The 22,148-nt window shown below is 71.0% G+C and carries 20 protein-coding genes; 6 read left to right on the top strand and 14 right to left on the bottom strand.

What is annotated here, in order from left to right:
* Positions 1 to 127 precede the first annotated feature (127 nt).
* The 3 genes from RM788_RS12470 to RM788_RS12460 form a co-directional block, all read right to left on the bottom strand.
* Positions 128 to 424: a hypothetical protein gene (locus RM788_RS12470; protein ID WP_315931787.1), complete on the bottom strand. Its 297-nt coding sequence runs from the start codon at positions 422 to 424 to the stop codon at positions 128 to 130.
* 333 nt (positions 425 to 757) lie between these two features.
* Entirely contained in the window at positions 758 to 1,528 is a 771-nt protein-coding gene (locus RM788_RS12465; protein ID WP_315931786.1) for a putative protein N(5)-glutamine methyltransferase, read from the bottom strand.
* Between the two features lie 178 nt (positions 1,529 to 1,706).
* The gene (locus RM788_RS12460) at positions 1,707 to 3,158 is read right to left on the bottom strand and encodes an aminotransferase-like domain-containing protein (protein ID WP_315931785.1); all 1,452 of its coding nucleotides are present in this window, start codon (positions 3,156 to 3,158) and stop codon (positions 1,707 to 1,709) included.
* A 61-nt stretch (positions 3,159 to 3,219) separates the two neighbouring features.
* On the opposite strand from RM788_RS12460, the gene RM788_RS12455 reads away from it, so the two are divergent.
* Complete coding sequence (locus RM788_RS12455; protein WP_315931784.1) at positions 3,220 to 4,389, top strand: trans-sulfuration enzyme family protein; 1,170 nt, start codon at positions 3,220 to 3,222, stop codon at positions 4,387 to 4,389.
* 13 nt (positions 4,390 to 4,402) lie between these two features.
* Here RM788_RS12455 and RM788_RS12450 read toward each other — a convergent pair whose 3' ends face one another.
* Entirely contained in the window at positions 4,403 to 4,765 is a 363-nt protein-coding gene (locus tag RM788_RS12450) for an STAS domain-containing protein (protein WP_315931783.1), read from the bottom strand.
* A gap of 134 nt (positions 4,766 to 4,899) precedes the next feature.
* On the opposite strand from RM788_RS12450, the gene RM788_RS12445 reads away from it, so the two are divergent.
* The 3 genes from RM788_RS12445 to RM788_RS12435 are packed head-to-tail and all read left to right on the top strand — an operon-like array spanning position 4,900 to position 8,009.
* Positions 4,900 to 6,039, top strand: coding sequence for an XRE family transcriptional regulator (locus RM788_RS12445; protein WP_315931782.1), 1,140 nt, complete (start codon positions 4,900 to 4,902; stop codon positions 6,037 to 6,039).
* Positions 6,020 to 6,592: a TetR/AcrR family transcriptional regulator gene (locus tag RM788_RS12440; protein WP_315931781.1), complete on the top strand. Its 573-nt coding sequence runs from the start codon at positions 6,020 to 6,022 to the stop codon at positions 6,590 to 6,592. Before RM788_RS12445 ends, RM788_RS12440 begins: the two co-directional genes overlap by 20 nt.
* Complete coding sequence (locus RM788_RS12435; protein WP_315931779.1) at positions 6,576 to 8,009, top strand: nitrilase-related carbon-nitrogen hydrolase; 1,434 nt, start codon at positions 6,576 to 6,578, stop codon at positions 8,007 to 8,009. The genes RM788_RS12440 and RM788_RS12435 overlap by 17 nt, the downstream gene beginning before the upstream one ends.
* Here the strand turns inward: RM788_RS12435 and RM788_RS12430 are convergent.
* Together RM788_RS12430 and RM788_RS12425 are read right to left on the bottom strand one after the other, a co-directional pair.
* Positions 7,943 to 8,176 (bottom strand): hypothetical protein, encoded by a 234-nt coding sequence (locus tag RM788_RS12430; protein WP_315931778.1) that lies wholly within the window; start codon positions 8,174 to 8,176, stop codon positions 7,943 to 7,945. The two genes, RM788_RS12435 and RM788_RS12430, sit on opposite strands and share 67 nt — an antisense overlap.
* 111 nt (positions 8,177 to 8,287) lie before the next feature.
* Positions 8,288 to 9,454 carry a PucR family transcriptional regulator gene (locus tag RM788_RS12425; protein ID WP_315931777.1) on the bottom strand — a complete coding sequence of 389 codons (1,167 nt, stop codon included), beginning with the start codon at positions 9,452 to 9,454 and terminating at the stop codon, positions 8,288 to 8,290.
* Between the two features lie 209 nt (positions 9,455 to 9,663).
* On the opposite strand from RM788_RS12425, the gene RM788_RS12420 reads away from it, so the two are divergent.
* Positions 9,664 to 10,983: an MFS transporter gene (locus RM788_RS12420; protein WP_315931776.1), complete on the top strand. Its 1,320-nt coding sequence runs from the start codon at positions 9,664 to 9,666 to the stop codon at positions 10,981 to 10,983.
* Here RM788_RS12420 and RM788_RS12415 read toward each other — a convergent pair.
* Positions 10,980 to 11,411, bottom strand: a complete 432-nt coding sequence (locus tag RM788_RS12415) for an RrF2 family transcriptional regulator (RefSeq protein WP_315931774.1) — start codon at positions 11,409 to 11,411, stop codon at positions 10,980 to 10,982. The genes RM788_RS12420 and RM788_RS12415 overlap by 4 nt on opposite strands.
* Positions 11,412 to 11,556: 145 nt before the next feature.
* On the opposite strand from RM788_RS12415, the gene RM788_RS12410 reads away from it, so the two are divergent.
* Complete coding sequence (locus RM788_RS12410; RefSeq protein ID WP_315931773.1) at positions 11,557 to 12,792, top strand: globin domain-containing protein; 1,236 nt, start codon at positions 11,557 to 11,559, stop codon at positions 12,790 to 12,792.
* Positions 12,793 to 12,799: 7 nt separating this feature from the next.
* On the opposite strand, the gene RM788_RS12405 is transcribed toward RM788_RS12410, so the two are convergent.
* The 7 genes from RM788_RS12405 to RM788_RS12375 all read right to left on the bottom strand — a co-directional run bounded on the left by RM788_RS12405 (position 12,800) and on the right by RM788_RS12375 (position 21,916).
* Complete coding sequence (locus tag RM788_RS12405; protein WP_315931771.1) at positions 12,800 to 13,765, bottom strand: pectate lyase family protein; 966 nt, start codon at positions 13,763 to 13,765, stop codon at positions 12,800 to 12,802.
* A gap of 323 nt (positions 13,766 to 14,088) precedes the next feature.
* Positions 14,089 to 15,264 (bottom strand): ISAs1 family transposase, encoded by a 1,176-nt coding sequence (locus RM788_RS12400; RefSeq protein ID WP_315920713.1) that lies wholly within the window; start codon positions 15,262 to 15,264, stop codon positions 14,089 to 14,091.
* A gap of 182 nt (positions 15,265 to 15,446) precedes the next feature.
* The gene (locus RM788_RS12395; RefSeq protein WP_315931770.1) at positions 15,447 to 16,598 is read right to left on the bottom strand and encodes an enolase C-terminal domain-like protein; all 1,152 of its coding nucleotides are present in this window, start codon (positions 16,596 to 16,598) and stop codon (positions 15,447 to 15,449) included.
* Complete coding sequence (locus tag RM788_RS12390; RefSeq protein ID WP_315931769.1) at positions 16,595 to 17,890, bottom strand: ABC transporter substrate-binding protein; 1,296 nt, start codon at positions 17,888 to 17,890, stop codon at positions 16,595 to 16,597. Before RM788_RS12390 ends, RM788_RS12395 begins: the two co-directional genes overlap by 4 nt.
* 17 nt (positions 17,891 to 17,907) lie before the next feature.
* A complete protein-coding gene (locus RM788_RS12385) occupies positions 17,908 to 18,792 on the bottom strand; it encodes a carbohydrate ABC transporter permease (RefSeq protein ID WP_315931768.1) in 885 nt (294 codons plus the stop codon).
* Complete coding sequence (locus RM788_RS12380) at positions 18,789 to 19,709, bottom strand: carbohydrate ABC transporter permease (protein ID WP_315931767.1); 921 nt, start codon at positions 19,707 to 19,709, stop codon at positions 18,789 to 18,791. The genes RM788_RS12385 and RM788_RS12380 overlap by 4 nt, the downstream gene beginning before the upstream one ends.
* A complete protein-coding gene (locus RM788_RS12375; RefSeq protein WP_315931766.1) occupies positions 19,706 to 21,916 on the bottom strand; it encodes a pectinesterase family protein in 2,211 nt (736 codons plus the stop codon). The genes RM788_RS12380 and RM788_RS12375 overlap by 4 nt, the downstream gene beginning before the upstream one ends.
* Positions 21,917 to 22,148: the final 232 nt, after the last annotated feature.

The following is a 22,148-nucleotide window of genomic DNA, read 5'->3' as shown; positions in this document are numbered from 1 at the left end:
GTCCTCTCGTCGTCCTCCCCGATGGTCGGCGTGGTTCCTGGGAACGGGCTGTGCGCCGCTTGTGAACCCGGTCAGTCCGGGATGGAGCCGCACGACATGTCGATCGCCGCCCCGGTTCGCCGGAGGGTCAGCTCCGGTCGGCGAACATCAGCCGCAGCGCGACGCACATGCCGACGAGCATGACCACGCCGGTGGTGCCGAAGGCCGTGATGATGATCGAGGACAGCGCGGCGAACGCGAGGAGCAGCAGCAGGCCCGCGCGGTTCCCGACGCCGATGGCAGCGAGGACGTTCGTCGGCGAAAGCTGCTGGGCCTGCGGTTCCGGTTCGACCGGAGGTGCCTTCGGGACGGACCGCGGGGGCAGCAGCGCGACCGACCTGGCCGCGGCCGGGACTCGTTCATGCAGGTTGATGGTTCTCCGCACCGGCCGCTGGTCCGGTGACCCCGCGGTGGATTGTTCGCTCGGAGACGTCGCCCGCTCGATCATGACGTCAATGGTGCCGTACCCGCGCCGAGGAAAGCCATCAGGGGATCGGGGCATATCGACGAACGGTTGGCACGTCGGGACGAACGGGCCGAATGGCGGTTGGGGCTGGTGGCCCGTCCTGATAGGAATAGCGGGTGTAAGTGCAGGTCAGAATGTTCTACTGGGACATTTCACCGCGTGCGGATGCACGTGCATTTCGACCGTGCACCCGCGCGCGCGGAAGTGGAAGTCGAATGGCGGTTCGTCATTCCACCGTGTGCGTGGAATTGATCACAGCGGCCTGCTGCCGATCACGACCGTTGCGTCCAATTCGTCGGATGTGACCACGCACGGGATGAGTCCACAACGGGCGAAGGCGGCGGCGGTCACGGGTGCCTGGCGCTTGCCCGCCTCGACCAGCAGGTGACCACCGGGCGCGAGCCAGCGCACGGCGTCGGCGGCGACCCGCCGTTGGACGTCCGTGCCGTCGGCGCCGCCGTCGAGCGCGACCAGGGGCTCGTAGTCGCGGGCTTCCGGCGGCATCATGCCGATCGCGTCGGTGGGCACGTACGGCGCGTTGCACACCAGGACGTCGATCCGGCCGCGCAGGTCCGCGGGCAGCGGTGCGTACAGGTCGCCCTCGTGCACGCGGTCGCCGGGGATGTTGCGGCGGGCGCAGGCGACCGCGGCCGGGTCGACGTCGGCGGCGTGCAGGTCGATGTCGTCGACCAGTCGCGCCAGCACCGCTCCGACGGCACCGGAGCCGCAGCACAGGTCGACCACGACGGCGCCCGCCGGTGCCAGCGAGGCGGCTTGGCGGACCAGGAACTCGGTGCGCTGCCGCGGGACGAAGACGCCGGGGTCGACGGCGACGCGCAGCCCGCAGAACTCGGCCCAGCCCAGCACGTGCTCCAGCGGGAGGCCCTGGACGCGGCGGTCGACCATGGCGGCGAGTTCGGTGGGCGTCGCGGCCGACTCGACGAGCAGGCGGGCCTCGTCCTCGGCGAAGACGCAACCGGCGGCGCGCAGCGTCGTGACGATGGTGGAGTAGGGGAGTGCCATGGGGATGAGCCTTCCGGGAGTGCCGACGGGCGCTCTCCCGTGGTCACCGACCGGCGTGGCCGTGCGGCGGGAGAGCAGGACCTGAACCAGCGGTCATGGGTTCCCACCTCCTCGGTCTGCACTGCTGGGCAAGGGAAACGCTACCAGGCCGCGTTCGGGGGGCCGACGGGATCACCGGTCACACGACGATCGCGTGCAGGGAGGCGGGCGCGGGCCCTCCGACGCGCCGGTAGGCGTCCCACGCCTCGGCGAGCCGCCCCACGGCGTCGCTGATCTCCTCCGGTGGCGCGGTGAACGGGATCCGCAGCCGGTCGGTACTCCCGCCCGAGGCGTCCAGCGCCGTGCCGGGCAGCACGGCCACGCCGTAGCGCAGCGCCACCTGGGCGAACCCCGACGCGTCGCCCCTCGGCAGCCGCACCCACAGGCACTGGCCGCCGTCGGCGGGCCGGAAGTCCCACTGCGGCAACGACCCGGTCAGCTCGGCGCACAGGTGGTCGTGGCGCCGCAGCAGTTCCGCGCCCCGCCGCCGCGACACGTCGTCGAGCACGGGCATCAGTTCCACCGCGGCGAGCTGCTCCAGCGCGGCGCTGCCGAGGTCGTGGATCGCCTTGATCCGGGCCAGTTGCGCGATGTCGGACTCGCTCGCGCGCACCCAGCCGGTGCGCAGGCCGCCCCACACCACCTTGGAGAACGATCCGACGGTGATCGCCGGGCCGTGCGCCGCCAGCCCTCCCGGCTGCTCGCCGTCGAACGACAGGCCGGCCAGCACCTCGTCGTCGATCAGCGGAACCCCTTGCGCCGCCGCGACTTCCACCAGTCGACGCCGGGTGAGCGCGGACATCGTCGTGCCGGTCGGGTTGTGGTTGGTGGGGTTCAGGTAGGCCAGCCGGGGCCGGGTGGCCAACGCCCTCGTCCACGCGGCCACGTCGTCACCGGGCACCGGTTCGAGCACGGCGGCGGCGTCGCGGAACAGCTCCAGCGCGCCGGGGTAGGTCGGGCCCTGCACCAGGACGGTGTCACCCGGCCCGACGAACAGCCGGGTGAGCAGCGCGAGCGCCTGCTGGCCGCCGGTGGTCACCAGGATCTGCTCCGGCGTGGTCGGGACGCCCCGCAGGGTGTAGCGCTCGGCCAGCGCGGACCGCAGCGCCGGGTGGCCGGTCGGGTGGTAGCCGATGTCGCCGCTGTCCGGCCCCGGCAGCCGGTCGACCGCCCTGCGGTACGCCCGCGCCAGCTCCGGCGGCGGACCGTGCGGCGCCGTGCAGGCCAACGGGATCACGCCCTCGACCGGTTCGAGGTAGTTGACGAACATCGGGTTCGCCAGCGGCACCGCGCCCGGCCGCGGCCCCGACAGCACGGCGGGCGCGACCCACGTGCCGCGGCCCTGGTGCCGTTCGAGCTTGTGCTCCTGGCGCAGCCGGTCGTAGGCGGCGACGACCGTCGTGCGGCCGACCGCGAGCCGCTCCGCGAGCACCCGGTCCGGCGGCAGCGCGGCCCTCGGCGGGAGTTGGCCGGAGTCGATGAGCTGCCGCAGGCGTTCGGCGAGCAGCAGGTACAGCGGCCCCCGGCTGACCGACCAGCGGCCCAATTGCGCGACCAGCCGGTCGACCGGCCACGGGATTGGCTCCGTCATCAAACCAATTTAGCCGGAATTGGCGCTGTCCGGCGTGCTGGTCGTCCCGAAGGCTGGTGGCATGCGCCCCTTCACCCGTGCCGTCCACGTCACCGCGCCGACGCCGTCGAACTCCCGGCCGGTCAGCGTCCCGATCTTCCAGACCTCGAACTTCGCCTTCGATGACCCGGACGCGCTCGCGGAGGCGCTGGAGTCGCCGGACAGCGGGTTCGTCTACACCCGCTACGGCAACCCCACGATCCGGGCGCTGGAGGAACTGGTGTCCGGGCTCGAAGGCGGGGTCGCGGCGGTGTGCACGGCGTCCGGCATGGCCGCGATCAGCGCCGTGCTGCTGTCGACGCTGCGCACCGGCGACCACGTGATCGCGCAGAACTGCCTCTACGGCGGCACCTCCGCGATGTTCGACGACCTCGCGGCCCGGTTCGGCGTCGACGTCACCTACATCGCGGGCGACGATCCGGCGGAGGTCGCCGCGGCGGCCCGGCCGACGACCCGGATGCTCTACCTGGAGACCATCGCGAACCCGGTGACCAGGGTCGTGGACCTGCCCGCGTTCCTCGCCGCGGGGCGCGCGGCCGGGCTGCTCACGGTGGTGGACAACACCTTCGCGACCCCGATGCTGTGCAGGCCGATCGAGCACGGCGCGGACGTCGTGCTGCACTCGGCCACCAAGTACCTCGGCGGGCACTCCGACGTGACCGGCGGCGTGCTCGTGTTCGCCGACGACGACCGCTACCGGCAGGTGTGGCACCACGCGATGGAACTCGGCGCCGCGCCCGACCCGTTCGCCGCCTGGCTCACCATCCGCGGCATCCAGACGCTGCCATTGCGGATGCGCCAGCACTGCGCCAACGCGGCCGTGCTCGCCGAGCGGCTGGCCGCGCACCCCGCCGTCGGGTCGGTCCGCTGGCCGGGGCACGCCGACCACCCCGACCGCGAGGTCGCCCGCGGGCACCTGTCGGACTTCGGAGGGGTGCTCGCGTTCGACCTCCTCGACGGCCGGGAGGCCGGGCACGCGTTCACCAAGGGGGTACGGCTGGTCAAGCTGGCCGCCTCCCTGGGCGGCGTCGAGTCCACGGTGGTGCACCCGGCCAGCTCCACCCACCGCCAGCTCGACGCGGAAGCCCTGCGGGCGGCGGGTATCGGAGAGGGCACGGTGCGCCTGTCCGTCGGCATCGAGGACGTCGAGGACCTGTGGGACGACCTGGCGGAGGCGTTGCCCGCCTTGTGACGGGCGGGAGGGTCTAGCTCGCGACGCGGTCCAGCGCGTCTTCCAGCGATTCGCTGCGGGGCATGAAGTCCTCGAGGTCGGACAGGGTCAGCACCTTGGCCACAGCGGGTGACACCACGAGGTGCGGCCTGCCACCCCGGCCCCTTGCGGTCAGGAGGCAGGCGAGGCCCGCCGACGCGAAGAACGTCACCCCGGTCAGGTCGATCACGAGGGGGCCCGAACCATCCGCCGCGTCCATGAGGCGGAACTCCAACTCGGGTGCGGTGTCGAGGTCGACCTCACCCACGACCGTGACGATCGTGGTTCCGGAGACCTGCCGCACGCGGACGGAAAAATTCCCTTCTGTCGCATTTTGCACGAGCACCAGGGTAGTCACACCTCCTCTCGGACGCATGCCCTGACCGGGTGGCGTGATGTCACCCTCCGCGTCCGGGAAAGGGGCTTGACGTGCGGCGATCCCCTGGGAAAAACGAGGGGAAACCGTTTGTCGGGGGTATCTTCCGCCTCACCATGACCACACGAACGGAACAGTGGCTCCAGGTGCGCGCCCACCTCGTCGCGCACCGCCACGCCCTCGCCGCGAGGGCCGCCGCGGAGTACCCGGAGATCACCAAGGTGGCCTCGACGCCCCTGCTCGCGAACCCCGGCTGGCTGCCGCCGGAGCCCGTGCCGCTGGCGGACATCGGGCTCGGGTGGCATCCCGACCGCGTGTTCGGGGGCGTCGACGGCACGGTGGGCCCGGTCCTGCCGCCCGGCGCGCCCACCTACTCGGCCGCCATGGCCGCCCACGCGTCACCCTCCGTGTTCACCAACCGCTCCACCTACCGCCTGCTCGCGGCCGACCTCGCCGAACCGCGCCTGGACTTCGGCACCGGTCGCTACTTCGACGGCGTCGACGTCGGCGAGGCGAGCGCCCACGAGTACGCGGCCCGAGACCTGGGCCTTGCCGATGCCCTGCCGCTGCGCGCCTCGGTGGGCGACCCGTGCGACCCCGCCCGCCGCCCGGTGAACGTCGCCATCAGCACCCTCACCCTGCGCCTGGACCGCTCCACCGGCGCGGCCACCTTCTTCCTGCACTGGCGCGACCCGGCGAAGGTCGGCCACGCGGGCGGGCTCTACCAGGTGCTGCCCGTGGGCGTGTTCCAGGCGGCGGGCGACGAGCCGTGGAACACCGGGAACGACTTCTCGCTGTGGCGCTGCGTGGTCCGCGAGTTCGCCGAGGAACTGCTCGGCGAGTCCGAGGACCACGGCGCGGACCGCGCGCCGGTCGACTACGCGGCCTGGCCGTTCGCGGCCCGGATGACCGCCGCACTCGGCACCGGCGTGCGGGTGTCGTACCTGGGCATGGGCGTGGACCCGCTGACGTTCGCCACCGACATGCTCACCGTCGCCGTGTTCGACGCCCCGCTGTTCGACGAGCTGTTCTCGGGTCTGGTCGAGGACAACGACGAGGGGCGGGTCCTGGAGGGGCTCGCGTTCACCGCGGCGAACGTGCACCGGTTCGTCCACGACGAACCGACGCAGGCGGCCGGCGCGGCTCTGCTGGCGCTGGCCTGGGAGCACCGTTGGTCGCTGCTGGCCCGAGGACAGGCGTGTATACGCCGTAAACATCGACGTGTACGGTGTATACATGCCTCCCTCCACCGGTGACCGGATAGCCGTCATCGCGCACGACCTGCTGGTGTCCGAAGGGTCGGCCGCCGTCACGATGCGACGGGTCGCGACGGCCGCGGGGTTGACCGCGATGGCGATCTACCGCCACTTCCCGAACCGCGAGAGCCTCCTGGAGTCGGTGGCGGAGACGAGCTTCGCCGAACTGGCCCGCGCGTGGGGCGAGCGGGACTGGTCGACCGACTACCAGGTCCAACTGGACGAGGCGCTCGACGCCTACCTGGACTTCGCGCTGGAGCGGCCGCACCTGTACGCGTTCCTGTTCACCGAGCAGCGCCTCGGGGCCCGGCGGTTCCCGGACGAGGCGAGCGCGTCGCCGACGTTGAGCGTGCTGGCCGACGCGCTGACGTCGGGTATGCGGGCCGGGATCCTGCGGCAGGACGACGTGTGGGAGTTGTCGCTGGTCATCTCCGCGACGCTGCACGGACTGGTGCAGCTGCGGGCCGGTGGGCGGTTGGCGTTGCCGGACGACGACTTCCGGGCGCTGTGCCGGACCGCGCTGGGGAGGGTCCTCGATGGTGTCCGCGCGTAATCGGGCTGGACTGGCCGTGGTCGCCACGGCGGCGCTCTACTTCTTCGGCACCGGGCTGCACCCGGTCCCGTGGCTGACCTGGCTGGCGCCCCTGCCGATCCTGCTGCTGGCGCCCGCGGTGTCGACCCGGACGGCGGCCGCGACGGCGTTCGCCGCCTACCTGCTCGGCGGGTCGAACGTGTGGCACTACTACGCGGTCGACCTCGAACTCCCGCCGCCGTTGCTGCTGCCGACCCTCGTGCTGTTCCCGCTGCTGCTGACCGGTGCCACGCTGCTGTTCCGCGCCGCGCTGCTGCGGGGGCACGCGCTGGTGGCCGCGGCGGTGTTCCCGGCGGGCATCGCGGGCGCCGAGTACGTGGTCAGCCTGGCGACCCCCGCCGGCGCGAACTGGAGCCTGGCGCCCACGCAGGCCGACCTGCTCCCGGTGCTCCAGATCGCCTCGCTCACCGGGGGATGGGGTGTCAGCTTCCTCGTGGCGATGGTTCCGGCGGTGATCGCGGTCGCCTCCGGTGAACGCCGGGCGGCCGTGGCCGGAATCCTGTTGCTGGGACTGGCGTCGGGATACGGCTTCGTCCGACTGGCCACAGTGGACAGTGCTGCCGTGTCGCCGAGGATCACGCTGCTGTCCGCTCGCACCGACCGGGACGAGGTGCGGATGGACACGCCCGCCGGACACGACCTGGCAGCCGCCTACGTCGACTGGCTGGGCACCGCGCCGGATGACGGGACGCGGATCGTCGTGCTGTCGGAGAAGGGTTTCCAGGCCGACGACACGACCCTGCCGACCCTGCTGGACCCGCTGTCGGCCGCGGCCCGCGCCAGGGGGGTGGACGTGGTCGTCGGCGTGAAGGTGAAATCCGGGGGGACCCTCCGCAACGTCGCCTACTACCTGTCCGGGCAGGGCGCCGAGCCGGTGGTCTACGTCAAGAACCACCTGGTGCCCGGCCTGGAGGACGCGTTCACCGCGGGCACCGACCTCGCGTTCGCGCCGGGCCGCGTCGGGATCGCAGTCTGCGCCGACCTCGGCCACCCCGCGTTCGGCCGCGCCTACGGTCGGGCCGGTGCCGGACTGCTCGTGGTGCCCGCGCTGGACTTCACCGTGGACGCCTGGTCGCAGAGCCGCGTGCAGCTGCTGCGCGGCGTGGAGAGCGGCTTCTCGGTGGCACGCGCCGCGCACCTCGGCTACCTCACGCTCAGCGACCCGACCGGCCGGGTGGTGGCGCAGGCGGCGACGGGGTCCGCCACGCCGTTCGTCGCGGTCTCCGGCACCCTGCCGATGCCCGAAGGCGGCACGTTCTACGCGCGCTGGGGCGACTGGTTCGCCTGGCTGTGCCTGCTGCTGGTCGTGGGCTACCCGACGTGGTGCAGGTCGCGTTCGGGGCGGCGTTCGGAGGTGCCCGCGTCGGGCGGTCCGTAGCGGTCCCGGTCCGGAGTGGACGGTCGCCGTGCGGGCGGGTCGGACAGCCGGAGCAGCGCGAGGTGGCGGATCGCGCAGGTCGCGACGAGCAGGACGATGACGATCAGGATCGGCACGGCCGACGGGTGCGGTACTCCCGGCGGCCAGTACCAGTGCAGGTGTCTCACGGGCCCCTCCCAGCGTGTCCTTGAATTCTCGGGCAGCGCGCCGGGGGAGGGGAGGTCGTTGGCGGGCCGCTTGCGGTGCCCGTTGCTTGCCGGGGTCCGGCAAGGTGGCGGTCACGGCACGTCGTTCTCCGGCCAGCCGAGCAGCCGCGCCCCGAGCACCGCGACCTGCAACGAGAAGGCCTGGTCGGGGTCGTCGGCGGAGTAGCCGGTGAGCGCCTTGATCCGGCTCAGCCGGTAGGTCACCGTGCGCACGCCGACCTGGAGCCTGCGCGCCGTGGCGGTCGCGACCCGCCCGGTCGCGAAGTACGCCGACAGCGTGTCCAGCAGCGGCCGCGCGCCGGACCGGGCGCCGCGCAGCGGTTCGAGGACGACGGCGACGAGCTCGGCCAGCGCCGCGCTGTCGCGCAGGAGCACCTGGTACACCAGCAGGTCCGCGGCCTTGTGCAGGTGTCCGGGCAGGTCGAGCTGCCCGGCGATCTCCACCGCGTGCTTGGCCTGCTCGAACGACCGCACCGCGCCACCCGGTCCCGGCTGCGCGCGCCCGACGCCCGCCAGCCACCGGACGTCCGCGCCGACCGCCAGCGACACCTGCCGCACGTACTCGTCCGCGGCGTCGACGAGGGTCTCCGGCACCACGCACACGAGCAGGCTGTCCTTGGTCGTCACCAGCACGTCCCGCGACCCGAGCCGCAGGTGCAGCGACGCCTCCACCTGCCGGGCGACGGCACCCCCGTCCAGGAACGGCTCCGACGCGGTCACCACCGCCACGACGTGGCTCGCGGCCAGCCGCAGTCCGAACCGCTCGGCCCGTTCCGCGAGCTGCCCGGGGTTGCGGCCGTCCAGCAGGTCGTCGACGAACTCCCGCCGCAGCGACTCCTCCTGCCGCACCCACCACCGCTGCGCCCGCTCGTACCCCTCGGCCAGTTCCACGACCGTCGCGTCCACCGCCCGGAACACCGCCTCGCCGATGTCCTGGAACGCCTCGGTCCCCGCCGCCCGCCGCACGCCGGGCAACGTCGGCCACGCGATCCAGGTCGCGCTCAGGTACAGGTCGATCAGGTCCCGCAACGCCACCCCCTGGGCCGCCGCCCTCCCGCCGACCTCGTGCCGCAACCGCTTCTGGTCCTCCCCGAGCCGCTGCCGCGTCACGCTGATCCCCGCCAGCACCTCCAGGTACCCGTCGAGCAACCCCGGATCCACCCCGCGCGCGTCCCTGCTGGCCCGCACGGCCAACTCCGCGGGATCCGGCACCGACCGCGCCGTGGTCCGGCGCCTCATGGCTGACATGGTCGGAGTCTCCCGTTCCCGACGGCCGCGCGGACCGGAATCGGCCCAGTCGTGATCCGGAGCGCCGGCGGGTGGTGGTCGAACGGCAGGTCCGACGCGCCCGCCAGGTGGTGGCTGCTGCCAGTCGGTGGTTGTTGCGCCGTCGTCGCAGGCCTACCCGCGCACATACAGTGCGACCCGTCGAACGGAAGGGGCGCGCGGTGCTGATCGCGTTGCGGAACCGGACCTACCGGAGGCTGTTCCTGGCGCAGGTGGTCGCGCTGACGGGCACGGGGCTGGCGACGGTGGCGCTCGGACTGCTGGCCTACCGGCTGGCCGGGGCGGACGCGGGGGCGGTGCTCGGGACCGCGCTGGCGGTGAAGATGGTCGCCTACGTGACGATAGCGCCACTGGCGGGCGCCCTCGCGGGTCTGGTGCCGCGCAAGGCGATGCTCGTCGGGCTGGACCTGGTCCGGGCCGCGGTGGCGGTCGCGCTGCCGTGGGTCGGCGAGGTCTGGCAGGTGTACGTCCTGGTCTTCGTGCTCCAGGCCGCGTCCGCCGCGTTCACGCCGACGTTCCAGGCGACGATCCCGGACGTCCTCACCGACGAGCGCGACTACACGGCGGCCCTGACGCTCAGCAGGCTGGCCTACGACCTGGAGAGCCTGCTCAGCCCGCTGCTCGCCGCGGTGGCGCTGGCCGTCGTCGGCCTCGACCGCCTGTTCTTCGGCACGTCACTGGGCTTCGCCGCCTCCGCGGCCCTCGTCGTGTCGGTGCTGCTGCCGTCCCCGCGGCCGACGCGCCTGCGTCGAGGCGGCGTGACCAGGGGGATCCGGATCTACCTGGCGACACCCCGCCTGCGCGGCCTGCTCGCGGTGCACCTGGCCGCGGCGGCGGCCGGGTCGGTGGTGTTCGTCAACACCGTCGGCTACGTCCGGGACGGCCTCGGGTTGACCGCGGTCGACGTCGCCGTCGCCCTGGGAGCCAACGGGTGCGGGTCGCTGCTGGCCGCGCTCGCGTTGCCCGCGCTGCTCGAACGGCACGCCGACCGCGTGGTCGTGGTCCGCGCCGCGGCACTGCTCGCGACCACCCTCGTCGTCGCGATCCCGGTGGTCGCGGCGGTGTCGGGAACGTGGCGGTGGCCCGTGCTGCTGGGGCTGTGGGCGGCGATCGGCGCGGGCGGGTCGCTGGTGCTCACGCCGGGGGCGCGGCTGCTTCGGCGGTCGGCCGACGCGGCGGACCGGCCCGCGCTGTTCGCCGCGGACTTCGCCCTGTCGCACGCCTGCTGGCTGCTCTGCTACCCGCTGGCCGGGTGGGTCGGCGGCACGTCGGCCCTGGTGGTGCTGGCCGTGGTCACCGCGGGGGCGACCGCCGCCGCCGTCCGGCTGTGGCCGCACCACGACCCCGAGGTCGTGGAGCACGAGCACGACGGCCTCGCCCCGGACCACGAGCACCTGTGCGACGCGGCACCGGTCGCGGGCGGTTGGCGGCACGCCCACCCGTACCGGATCGACGACTTCCACGCCCGCTGGCCGGCTTAACGGCTGGGCACGGCGAGTTGGTGCAGGAGCGGTCCGGTGGGCTTCTGCACCAGGCTGCGCAGCGACACGGCGTCCAGTTCGGCGAGGAACGCCGCGTGCGCCCGCCGCAGCGCCCCGCGCAGTCGGCACGCGCCGCGCAACGGGCACGGCGGCTCCTCGCAGTCGATCACCTCGTCGTCGCCCTCGAAGTCGCGGACGAGCTGGCCGACCGACCACTCCAGCGCCTCCGGGGCGATCCGCAGACCACCCGCGCGGCCGCGGACGGTCAGCAGCAGACCGCTGTGCGCCAACCGCTGCACGACCTTCGCCAGGTGGTTGCGGGGTACGCCCAGCGCGGTGGCGAGCTCGTCGACGGTGCTCTGCTCGTCCTGCACCGCCGTGAGCATGAGCACGCGCAGTGCGATGTCCGTACTCCTGGTCAGCCGCATGACGGGCAGCCTAGCAAACGAGTATCACATGATCCGGTTTGTGACCCAGATCGCGATGATCTCATTGTGAGGGGCCGGCTTTAAAGAGGTATCGCTGATACGTTTTTAACGCCAGCCCTGATCATCACCCCTGGAGGTCCGCCTGATGCTCGCCCCCGACTCGGTCCGCGTCGTGCGCGCCACCGCCGATACCGTCGTGCGGCACGGTCCGCGGATCACCGGCCGGTTCTACGACCGGATGTTCGAAGCGCACCCCGAACTCCTGGAGCTGTTCAACCGGGGCAACCAGGCCAACGGGGAGCAGCGGCAGGCGCTGGCGATGTCGGTCGCCGCCGTCGCGGGGCACTTCGCCGGGATGAAACCCGTGCCGCTCAAAGCGATCGTCGGCCGGATCGCGCACAAGCACGCGTCGCTCGGCGTCACGCCCAGCCAGTACGTCGTGGTGGGCCGCCACCTCATGGCCGCCATCGGGGAGGTGCTCGGCGACGCCGCCACGCCCGAGGTGATCGCGGCGTGGGAGGAGGTCTTCTGGCTGTTCGCCTGCCTGCTGGTCGCCGAGGAGTCGCGCCAGTACGAACGCGCGGGCAGCGCGTTCGGCCGTCCGTTCACCCCGCACGCCGTGGTCGACGTGCACCGCGACACCGAGGACGTGACGTCGTTCCTGCTCGAACCCGATGACCGCGCGAAGAGGCGGCACCAGCCGGGCCAGTACGTCAGCGTCGCGGTCGAGCTGCCGGGCCTCGGACGGCAGATCCGGCAGTACACGGTCAGTTCCGCGCCCGACGGCGGTCCGCTGAGGATCACCGTCAAGCGCCACCGCGCCGACGGCGACCGTCCGGAAGGGATGGTGTCGGCGCACCTGCACGACGCGGTGCGCGTCGGCGATCGCCTCCAGGTGAGCCCGCCGTTCGGCGATCTCGCGCTGCCGCAGGGGGATTCACCGCTTCTCCTGGCGAGCGCCGGGGTGGGTACCACGCCGATCGTGGCCGCGCTGAACCACCTCGTGGCCGTCGGGTCCACGCGGCCGGTCACCGTCGTGCACGCCGACCGCTCGCCCGTGGCGCATCCGCTGCGCGCTGACCTCGTCGAGGCCGTCGACCGGCTGCCCGGAGCCTCGTTGTCGCTCTGGTACGAGGAGAACCCGTTGTCGGGAAGGGAACTCCCGCTCGGATCCGAGGTGCGGGAAGGGCTGGTCGATCCCGACCTGATCCCGGTGGACCCCGATGCGCACGCGCTGCTGTGCGGGCCGCTGCCGTTCATGCGGACCGTGCGGCGCGCGCTGCTCGACCGGGGTGTGCCTGCCGAGCGGATCCACTACGAGGTGTTCGGACCGGATGCCTGGCTCGGCTCCGAGGAGCCGAGCCAGGCGGTTCCGAGCTAGCCGGGGCCTAGATCTTGCCGACGCCCGCGCCGCTGGTGACGCTCGCCTTGACGCCGCTGGCGGCGTCGAGGGTGTAGGAGTACGGGATGGTCTTCACGGAACCACCCGCGTCACCCGCGCCGGAGTTCACGAAGTAGTTGCTGCGGGCCACCAGGTTCGCCGCGGGCGAGTCGCCCTCGCCGCGGTGGAACGGGTCCTTGGTGTTCTCGAAGTAGTTGCCCTCGACGAGAACGCCCGCGTCCTTCGTGGACGCGACGCCGTAGGAGGTGACGCCGCCGTAGTAGTTGTTGTACACGTGCACGGGGTTGCCGAAGCGGACCCGCGGGTGGCGCTGGTTGGTGCCGTTGAACCAGTTGTGGTGGTAGGTCACGCGCAGCTTGCCGGTGTCCTCGGAGCCGTTGCCGTCGTCGTGCCCGAGCAGCATCGTCTTGTCGTGGCTGGAGAACTTGTTCCACGACACCGTCACGTAGTCCGACGCCCGCTTGACGTCGAGCGCGCCGTCGTACCCGTTGGCGAACGAGTTGTGGTCGAGCCACACGCGGGTGGAGTACTGGACGTTGATGGCGTCGTCGTTCCAGTCGTGGAAGCTGATGTTGCGGATGATCACGTTGGAGGCGTTGGCGACGTTGAGGCCGCTGCCGGTGATCTGGGCGTTGGAGCCGACGCCGATGATCGTCTTGTTGGAGGCCACCTTGGTCATCGACGACAGCTTGATCGTGCCGGACACCCGGATCACGGAGGCGCTCGTCGACTTCGCCGCGTTGGTGAACGCGGTGGCGTCGGAGACGGTGACCGGTGAGGCGCTGCCGCCGCCGGTCGTGCCCCCGCCCTGCGTGGCCCAGCCGGCGAGGTCGAACGGGGCCGCGACCGCCGGTTGTGCGGCGACGGCGGTGCCCGCGACGACCATCGCGGTCAGCAGGGCGGCGCGCCAGGAGCGTCGGAGTCGTGGATTCCTGTCGATGGCGTTGAACATTCGGGTACCTCTTCTGGAATGCGGCTGTAGCCGCTTTCGGACAGGGCCGGCGGCAGTTGTCGGCAGGTCCAAAACCGATTCTAACTCTGAGCGCCGATATGGCGGCGGGTCATGAATCATCGGCGAAATGCAAGTGTAACAACGATATGTGGGAATGGTCAACGCGAAATAGGGTGGAACTCATATGCGAACCCGTTCGACGTTATTCGATTCGTATTCGTCGAATTCGATTGGCGGATTCGCGCATCCGGTCCGCCGAATGGTGCGGTGAATGCCGAAGTGCCCCCGTCCGATCGGACGCAGGGCTGAGGCAAAGTCGTGTTTCAGCTGGCTGAGATCAACTTGATGGCTCGTTCGGGCCTTCTTCCCATATGACGTACGGCTTTGGCGATGTTGGTGTGGCCGGTCAGGCGTAGCAGGCTGATGGCGAGATTGCGCAGGCTGGCCATCATCCTGGGCCCGCCGCCGGTGCGTGCCCGAGAGGCATCTTCGCCCATCGTCACGTCGCGGACCCAGTGCAGCTTGTTCTCCACGTGCCAGTGCCCGCGGATGTAGCGGGCCAACTCGGCGGGCTGGGCCTGCGCGGCGGTCAGGGATGTCACCGCGTACACCGTCTCGCGGCTCGCGCGCCTGGTGCTGCCCTTGCGTTTACGGGTCCGCACTATCCGGACGGCCTGGGCGGCGTGCGGGAACAGGATCCCGGCGGCGACGGTGACGACCTTGTAGGTGCGGGTGACTACCCGGCCGTGGCCGGTGTCGGTCTCGCGGTACCCGATCGGCACGTCCTTCCACGGCAGGCCCGCCAACTGATCGCGCAACGCCTTCTGGTTGCCCTTCACGGTGATCACGTAGTGCGCGCCACGGCCGTGCAGGTACTCGGCATGCCCGCGTTGCGCGTGCAACGCGTCGGCGGTGACGACGAGACCGGTCACATCGACGATCGTGTCCAGAAGTGCTGCGAACATGGGGATCTCGTTGCTTTTCTCCGCGATCTCGACCTGGCCCACCGTGACCCCGCTGTCGTGGTCCAGGCACGCCATCACCATTCGCGCGCGCTGCTCGCCGTGACGGGAACCCCGCAGCGCCTTACCGTCGACCGCGATCGCGCGGCGCCGCCGCCTGCCCGGCGCCCCCATCCACGCTGCCTTGACACGCCCGGACAGCCAGACGCCGATCGCGGTGTCGAACCCGTCACCGGTCAATGCCGAGAGCGCCCGCCGGATCGTGGACGCGTTCGGTGCGCCGATCCCCATTCCGCTCAGCGTGTCCTCGGCCGCGTCCGCGGCCCATTCGGCGATCGCGGCGAACGACCGCGCACCGGAGACCACCGCGCACACCGACACGAACAGGATCGCCGCGAACCGATACCGCACACCCCGTTTCCTGCGTGGATCCGGCACCGACTCCAACACCTCGAGCAACCCGGTCCGCGCCTGCGGCGCCACCTCGCCCAGCGGGGCCAACTGGCGTGACAGGACAGTGATGGGAGACGATGACACGGCAGGCACGGCGGAGCTCCGAAGATCACGATGGCGTAGGAACCTTCATGATCGACGGTCCTGTCGTGCCTGCTCCGGACTACCCGATCTTCGGTGTGTCGCAACCCGAATCAGCAGGTCAAGCCACTGGTAGTCGACTTTGCCTCAGCCCTGGATCGGACGGGGGCACTTCGGCGGAACGGTCACCACTTCTCGACGGTGTGCTCCGCGACGTGGTCGAGGTTCCAGTCGTCACCCAGCCCGTGCAGGGTGGGCAGGGTGACGCCGCCGTCGGGGTCGAGCGCGTCGACGATCGAGTTCAGGTGCGGTGGCACCCGGTCGAAGTCGACGTGCGGGTGCAGAAGACCCCTTTCGTACCAACGGCTCGCCTCGGAGGCGCCGAGCACCGCGAGGCTGGCCGAGCCGTTGCCGTGCACCTCGCAGTCCATCCCGAAGGACTCGGCCAGGTGCAGGACCTTGAGCACCGGCGTGATGCCGCCGCAGCCGTTGACACCCGCCCGCAGGATGTCGCAGGCCCCGCTGGTGACCCACTCGGCGCGGGTCATGTGCTTGCCCCACGCCACCTCCGGCCCGATCACCGGGATGGCGAGCTGGTCGGACAGCCAGCGGTAGGAGCTCGTCGAGGCCTCCTCCATCGGTTCCTCGTACCAGGAGAAGCCCAGCTTCTCCACGGCTTTGCCCAGCGCGAGCGCCTCGGTGCGGCGGTACCAGTGGTTCGCGTCGAGCATCAGCTCCACGTCGGGACCGACGGCCTCGCGCACCGCCGTGCACGCCTCGACGTCCATCCGCACGCTCGGCGCGCCCGGCACCGGCGGCATCCAGGTGTGCAGCTTGATCGCCCGGTAGCCGAGCGCGACCAGCTGCTTCGCGAACGTCCCGTAGTCCTCCGGCGACGACAGGCCGCCGGGGGTCTGGTCGCCGCACATCGTGCTGCCGTAGGCGGGCACCCGGTCGCGCGATCCGCCGAGGACCTTCCACAGCGGCTGCCCGACCTTGAGCCCGACCAGGTCCCACAGCACCTGGTCGACGTACCCCAGCGCCCGGTCGGTGAACCCGCCGTGCGAGCCGCGCTGCCCGTGCGCCATCTCGCGCCACAGCCGTTCGCGGTCCCACGGGTCCTGGCCGAGCAGGACCGGCCGCACGTGCTTGTCCAGCACGCTCGGGCGCAGCTGGTCCGGCGCGATCGAGCAGCGCCCGGTCACGCCCTCGTCGTCGGTGATCTCCAGCAGCGCCTCGCGCACCTCGTGCGGTTCGCTGGGGTGGCGGTGCCCCGCCACGTCCACGGAGGTGTGCGCGGTGGAGGTGAACACCCGCACACCGACCGAGGTGATCACTTCCGGGCCTCCCACTCCTGCTGGGCCGTGGTGAGCTTGTCGGCCAGCCCGGTCAGGAACTCCTGCGGGGACAGCTGGCCCAGCAGCACCTTCTGGTAGGCGGGCTCGCTGTCGGTCTTGGTGATCGAGGAGTACTCCGGCAGGTACACCGGGGCGGGCACGATCTTGGTCGCCGGGTCCTCCAGCACGCCGAGCGCCATCTTCACCGGCTGGTTCTCCTCGATCCACGGCTCGGAGCGCACGTCGGTGTTGGACGGGATCTGGCCGACCTTCTCGTTCCAGTAGCTGTTGCTCTCCTGCGACACCAGGAACTCGGCGAACTTCCAGGCCGCGTCGGGGTTCTTGCTGTTCTTGAAGACCGCGAACCCGTCGGTCGGGTTGGGCACGACGGTCTTCTTGCCCGACGGCCCGACCGGCAGCGTGATGGCGCCGACCTTGTCGGTCCCCAGCGCCTTGGTGACGTCGGAGTACGAGCCGAGGTTGTGGTGCATCATCGCGACCGAGCCGCCGGTGAACTGGGCGACCATCTGCGTGTAGTTGTTGTTCACGTCGGCCTCGGGCGTGGCCTTCTTGTACAGCTCGGCGACCTTGCGGATCAGCTCGGCGTTGGCCGGGTCCTTGACCGTGCTCGTGGTGCCGTCGAAGAACTTCTCCACGCCCGAGTAGGCGTAGGCCTCGGTGAGCAGCTGGAACACCGAGCCCGCGCCGCCGCGGATCGTGTAGCCGTAGCGGTTCTTGCCGACGTCGGTCAGCTTGGTGGCCCGGTCGACCAGTTCGTCCCACGTCGTCGGCGGGGTCAGCCCGGCCTCGTCGAACCAGTCCTTGCGGAACCAGATCACGTCCAGGTTGCCCGACGACGGCAGCGAGTACATCTTGTTGTCCGGCGCGGTCTGGCGCACGGTCTCCACCAGGTTCGGCAGCAGCTTCCCCTTGAGCGGCCCGGCGTCCACCCGGTCGTCGAGCGGTTCGAGGGCGCCCTGGCCGATCATGTTGGCCAGGTACGACGTCGTCACGCCGCCGACGTCCGGCGTCGATCCGCCCGCGATGGCCGTGTCGTACTTCTGCTGCACCGAGGCGCTGGGCACGCCGACGTACTCGACCTTGATCTCGGGGTTCTTCTGCTCGAACCGCTTGATCAGCTCTTCGTAGATCGGTGTGCGGCCGGGGCCGCCGTTGTTGTCCCAGAACGTGATCGTGGCGTTGCCGCCCGCACTGCCACCGCCCGCGTCCGAACAGCCGGTCAGCACCAGGCCCAGCGACAGGGCGACCGCCAACGCGCCGCGGATCCTCATGGTTCTCCTCCGTGTACTCATCCCTTGACCGCACCAGCGCTCAAGCCCTGCACCAGGAACCTCTGGACTACGGCGAACACGAGCACGACCGGCACGGCGGCGACCACGCCACCGGCGGCCAGCGCGCCGAAGTCGGTGTTGAACTCGCCGAGGGCGTAGCTGAGCCCCACCGGCAGGGTGAACTTGTCCTGCCTGCTCGCGAACATCAGCGCGAACAGGAAGTTGTTCCACGCCCCGATGAACGCGAACGAGCCGACCGCCACCAGCGCGGGCCGCAGCTGCGGCAGCGTGATCGCGAAGAACGCCCGCAGCCTCGTGCAGCCGTCGACCATCGCGGCCTCCTCCAGTTCCACCGGGACGTTGCGCACGAACCCGCTCATCAGGATCAGCGCCAGCGGCAGCTGGAACGCCGTGTCGGCGACCACCAGGCCGGTGAGGCTGTTGAGCAGCCCGGCGCCCTTGAAGATCACGAACAGCGGGATCAGCATCATGGCGCCGGGGATGAACTGCGTGCACAGCAGCGCGAGCAGGAACAGCCGCTGCCCGCGGAACCGGAACCGGGCCAACGCGTACCCGCCCGCCAGCGCCAGGACGCTGACCACGCCGAGCGTGCCGACGCCGATCAGCAGGCTGTTGCGGAAGAACAGCCCGAAGCCCAGGTCGTTCCACACCGTGTCGAAGTGCTCGAACGTGATCGGCCACGGCACCAGCGCCGTGGACCCGGTGGGGCGGAAGGCGAAGACGAGCATCCAGTAGAACGGCACCAGCGTGAACAGCAGGTACAGCCCCAGCGGCAGGTACAGCCGCCAGCCGCGGCCGGGGTCCTCCCGGCGCTTGCGGCGCGGGGGAGCGGCGCGGTTCGGCGGCTCCGCCACGGTCTCGCGGACGAGGGTCTCCGTCATGCCCGACTCCCGAACTTGGACAGCCGCAGGTAGAGGATCGAGAAGAACAGCAGGATCACGAAGCCCGCGACGGTCAACGCCGATCCGTAGCCGAAGTCGTGCGAGTCCACGGCCTTGCGCGCCACGTAGAGCGGCAGGGTCGTCGTCTGGTTGGCCGGTCCGCCGCCGGTGAGCGTGTAGATCAGGTCGACGTTGTTGAACTCCCACACCGCGCGCAGCAGCGTGGACAGCACGATCGCGTCGCGCAGGTGGGGGAGCGTGACGCTGAGGAACCGCCGCCACCGGTTCGCGCCGTCCACCGACGCGGCCTCGTAGAGGTCCTTCGGGATCGTCTGGAGGTCGGCGAGCAGCAGGATGGCGAAGAACGGGACACCGCGCCACAGCTCGGCGACCACGGTGGCCGGGAACACCGTGGACGGGTCGCCGAGCACCGACGTGCCGTGGTCGCCGATCCCGAGGTTCGCCAGCTCCTGGAAGATCCCCGTCGACGGGTTGTAGAGCAGGATCCAGATGCCGGTGGTGAGCACCCCGGACACCGCCCACGGCGAGAACACCAGCGACCGGGCGAGGCCGCGGCCGACGAACGTCTCGTTGATGATCAGCGCCAGCGCCAGGCCGAGCAGCAGTTGCAGCCCGACCTGCGCGACGACCCACTTGGTGCTGAACAGCAGGCTCTGCCAGAACAGCGGGTCGTCGGTCAGCATCTTCCGGAAGTTGTCCAGCCCGGCGAACCCGTTCTTCCACGGCTGCGTCACGTTGTACCGCTGGAGGCTGTAGTACACGACGCTGCCGATGGGGTAGAGCAGGAACGCCGCCAGCACCGCGACCGTCGGCGCGATCAGCGCGTACGGCGCCCACTGCCGCCTGCGCCGCCGCGGCGGTCCGGGGATCACGGGTCTGGTGTCCAGTGCGGTCATGCGGGGTTCCAGCCGTCGCTGCCCGCGAGGTAGGCCTTCACGGTGTACTTCGCCGCGTCGGCGGCCGAGAGCTGCGGCCGGTCCGTCCCGGTGCCCGAGCCCGCGCCGGTGTTGTGGTACTCGGCGAACCTGGCGTCCTTCCAGGAGAAGCCGGACATGTCCGTCCACGGCGTCGACTTGATCGCGGCGGGCAGCGCGGTCTCGCGGAACACGACCTGCGCGATCGAGTCGGGGTCGTTGCTCGGGTGCCAAGGCCTGCCGAGGTAGTAGGTCGCGGCTTTGGCGGGGCTGACGACCGTGCTGTTGATGATCAGGAACCCGAACGGGTTGTCGCGCTTGGTGCTCGCGGCGGTGAGGTAGCCGTTGGGGTTGCCGCCGCGGTCCAGCGCCGTGATGGTCGCGTGGTCGAACACCGCCGTGGCGCGGCCGAACATGAAGTCCACGTCGCCGCTGATCGAGCAGTTTCGGTAGTACTGGCGGGCGCGGGTCGTGGCCGCCGCGCTGTCGGCGTAGAGCGTGTCCTGGTGGCCGACGAAGGCCACCCGGTCGAACAGCATCCGGTCGCCGGTCGCCTTCATCGCCACGGCCTGGGTCGAGGTGATCTCCGGGTGCGCGGACCGGCTGAAGGAGTTGCGGAACGTGAGGTCGCGGGCGGTGAAGTCGTTCGCCGCGATGGTCGCCGTCGCGCTGCCGGTCGTGCCGTACGTCGTGCCGTCGGGCTTCTTCGTGCCGGAGGCGTTGTCGTAGTCGATGACCACGTCCGCCGCGACACCGGTCGCGCCGCGCAGCACCAGCCCGGTCTTGCTCGCGGGCACGGTGATCACCTCGTGGTACACGCCCTTCTGCAGGGTCACCGTGCCGCCCGCGGGCGCCGCGTTGATCGCGGACTGCACCGTGGCGTACGTGCCGACGCCCTCGACGTGGATCCGCTTCGGCGCCGCGGGCGCGCCCGCCTTCAGCCGGGCGATCCGGTGCGCGGGTTCCAGGCCGCGGTTCAGCGTCGGCGTCCAGCCCACGTCGTCGCCGAGCACCTTGGTGGGGTTGGCCGCGTTGAACGCCGCCAGCAGGCTGGTGGGCCTGCCGTCGACGAGCGTGCCGCGCTCGGTGATCGCGGTGCCGCCCCAGTTGTAGACGGCCAGCTCGGTCTTCACCCCGTCGCGCAGCCGGAAGTAGTTGTTCTCCGCGTAGATCCTGGAGCTGACGCCGACGCCCCAGTTGTAGACGAGGTCCGCGCGCGGCTCGTAGAGGTTGTCGTAGACGTGGACCTGGCCGAACCGGACCCGCGGCGAGCGCTCCTGGGTGCCGCGGAAGACGTTGTGGTGCACCGAGACGCGCAGCTTGCCGGGGTCGAGGGTCGAGCTGTTGGACGAGCCGATCAGCATCGTCTTGTCGTGGTCGGAGAACAGGTTGTGCGACGCGGTGACGAGGTCGGAGCCGTTGGTGATGTCGAGCTGCCCGTCGTGCGCCTGGTAGGGGCGGTCGAAGTACACCGGCGCCGCGCTGTCCGGGTTCGGCTGGTCGGTGAACGTGCTGCCCTCGACCCACACGTGCGTCGCGCCCTGGAGGGACACGGAGTCGTAGAGCGAGTTCCAGTTGCCGGGCGCCTCGCCGGGCGAGTTGTCGTTGGGGTCCCACTGCGGGAAGCAGTCGCGGGTGTCGCCGAACGTCAGGTTCCGCACGATGACGTTGTCCACGCCGTGGATCCGCAGGCTGCCACCGGTGATCCCGGCGCCGCGGCCGCGGCCGATGATCGTGGTGTTCGCGGTGACCGGGAGGCCGATGGTGGCGGTCTGCTTCCTCGCCGACGCCGCGCGCGCGTCCTCCAGCGGCCCGGACGGCTCCAGGTCGCGTCCCCACACCGCCGGGTCGTAGGCGGCCAGGTAGGCGTCGAGGGTGTAGCCGTCGGTCGCGTAGTCCGCGCAGGACAAGGATTTCCCGGCCGCGTCGGTGTTCGCGTCGATGACGCCCTCGACGTACACGATCTTCGGCGCGGTGTCCGCGAGCGCGGCGACCAGTTCGGCCCGGTTCCGCGCGGTGTGGACGTGTCCGGCGGTGGCGGCCGAACCGCCGGTGGTGCCTGTGCCACTGGACGCCCAACCGTCGCCCGCGGGCAGGACCTGCCTACCGGGATCCGGTGCCGACGCGCTCGCGGCCGGTGCGCCGGCCACGACGAGCGCGATCGACAGCGCGAGCGCATACCTGGTCAACCGCATGGCTGTGTGCCCTTCGGTGGTGGAGTATTCGAGCGGTCTGTTTCACAAATATGAATGCTGTGCAGACTGGTGAAACGAATATTACGAATGTGTGTGCTTTGCGTCAATGGAATGGTCGAGACCAGACGATATTCGATATTTCGACGAACAATTCGACGGCATTCGAGTCGAATGCGTTCGAACGGGTTCAGCGGGCTCTTCTTGACGTCCGCGGGGCCCGCTCCCC

It is taken from the genome of Umezawaea sp. Da 62-37, assembly GCF_032460545.1.
Lineage (GTDB): Bacteria > Actinomycetota > Actinomycetes > Mycobacteriales > Pseudonocardiaceae > Umezawaea.
This window is presented reverse-complemented; position numbering and strand designations above follow the sequence as displayed.

Excerpts from the sequence above, each read along its gene's own strand:
- RM788_RS12465 (WP_315931786.1), bottom strand. The coding sequence starts at position 1,528 with ATGGCACTCCCCTACTCCACCATCGTCACGACGCTGCGCGCCGCCGGT.
- RM788_RS12460 (WP_315931785.1), bottom strand. The coding sequence starts at position 3,158 with ATGACGGAGCCAATCCCGTGGCCGGTCGACCGGCTGGTCGCGCAATTG.
- RM788_RS12455 (WP_315931784.1), top strand. The coding sequence starts at position 3,220 with ATGCGCCCCTTCACCCGTGCCGTCCACGTCACCGCGCCGACGCCGTCG.
- RM788_RS12445 (WP_315931782.1), top strand. The coding sequence starts at position 4,900 with ATGACCACACGAACGGAACAGTGGCTCCAGGTGCGCGCCCACCTCGTC.
- RM788_RS12440 (WP_315931781.1), top strand. The coding sequence starts at position 6,020 with ATGCCTCCCTCCACCGGTGACCGGATAGCCGTCATCGCGCACGACCTG.
- RM788_RS12435 (WP_315931779.1), top strand. The coding sequence starts at position 6,576 with ATGGTGTCCGCGCGTAATCGGGCTGGACTGGCCGTGGTCGCCACGGCG.
- RM788_RS12425 (WP_315931777.1), bottom strand. The coding sequence starts at position 9,454 with ATGAGGCGCCGGACCACGGCGCGGTCGGTGCCGGATCCCGCGGAGTTG.
- RM788_RS12415 (WP_315931774.1), bottom strand. The coding sequence starts at position 11,411 with ATGCGGCTGACCAGGAGTACGGACATCGCACTGCGCGTGCTCATGCTC.
- RM788_RS12410 (WP_315931773.1), top strand. The coding sequence starts at position 11,557 with ATGCTCGCCCCCGACTCGGTCCGCGTCGTGCGCGCCACCGCCGATACC.
- RM788_RS12405 (WP_315931771.1), bottom strand. The coding sequence starts at position 13,765 with ATGTTCAACGCCATCGACAGGAATCCACGACTCCGACGCTCCTGGCGC.
- RM788_RS12390 (WP_315931769.1), bottom strand. The coding sequence starts at position 17,890 with ATGAGGATCCGCGGCGCGTTGGCGGTCGCCCTGTCGCTGGGCCTGGTG.
- RM788_RS12385 (WP_315931768.1), bottom strand. The coding sequence starts at position 18,792 with ATGACGGAGACCCTCGTCCGCGAGACCGTGGCGGAGCCGCCGAACCGC.
- RM788_RS12380 (WP_315931767.1), bottom strand. The coding sequence starts at position 19,709 with ATGACCGCACTGGACACCAGACCCGTGATCCCCGGACCGCCGCGGCGG.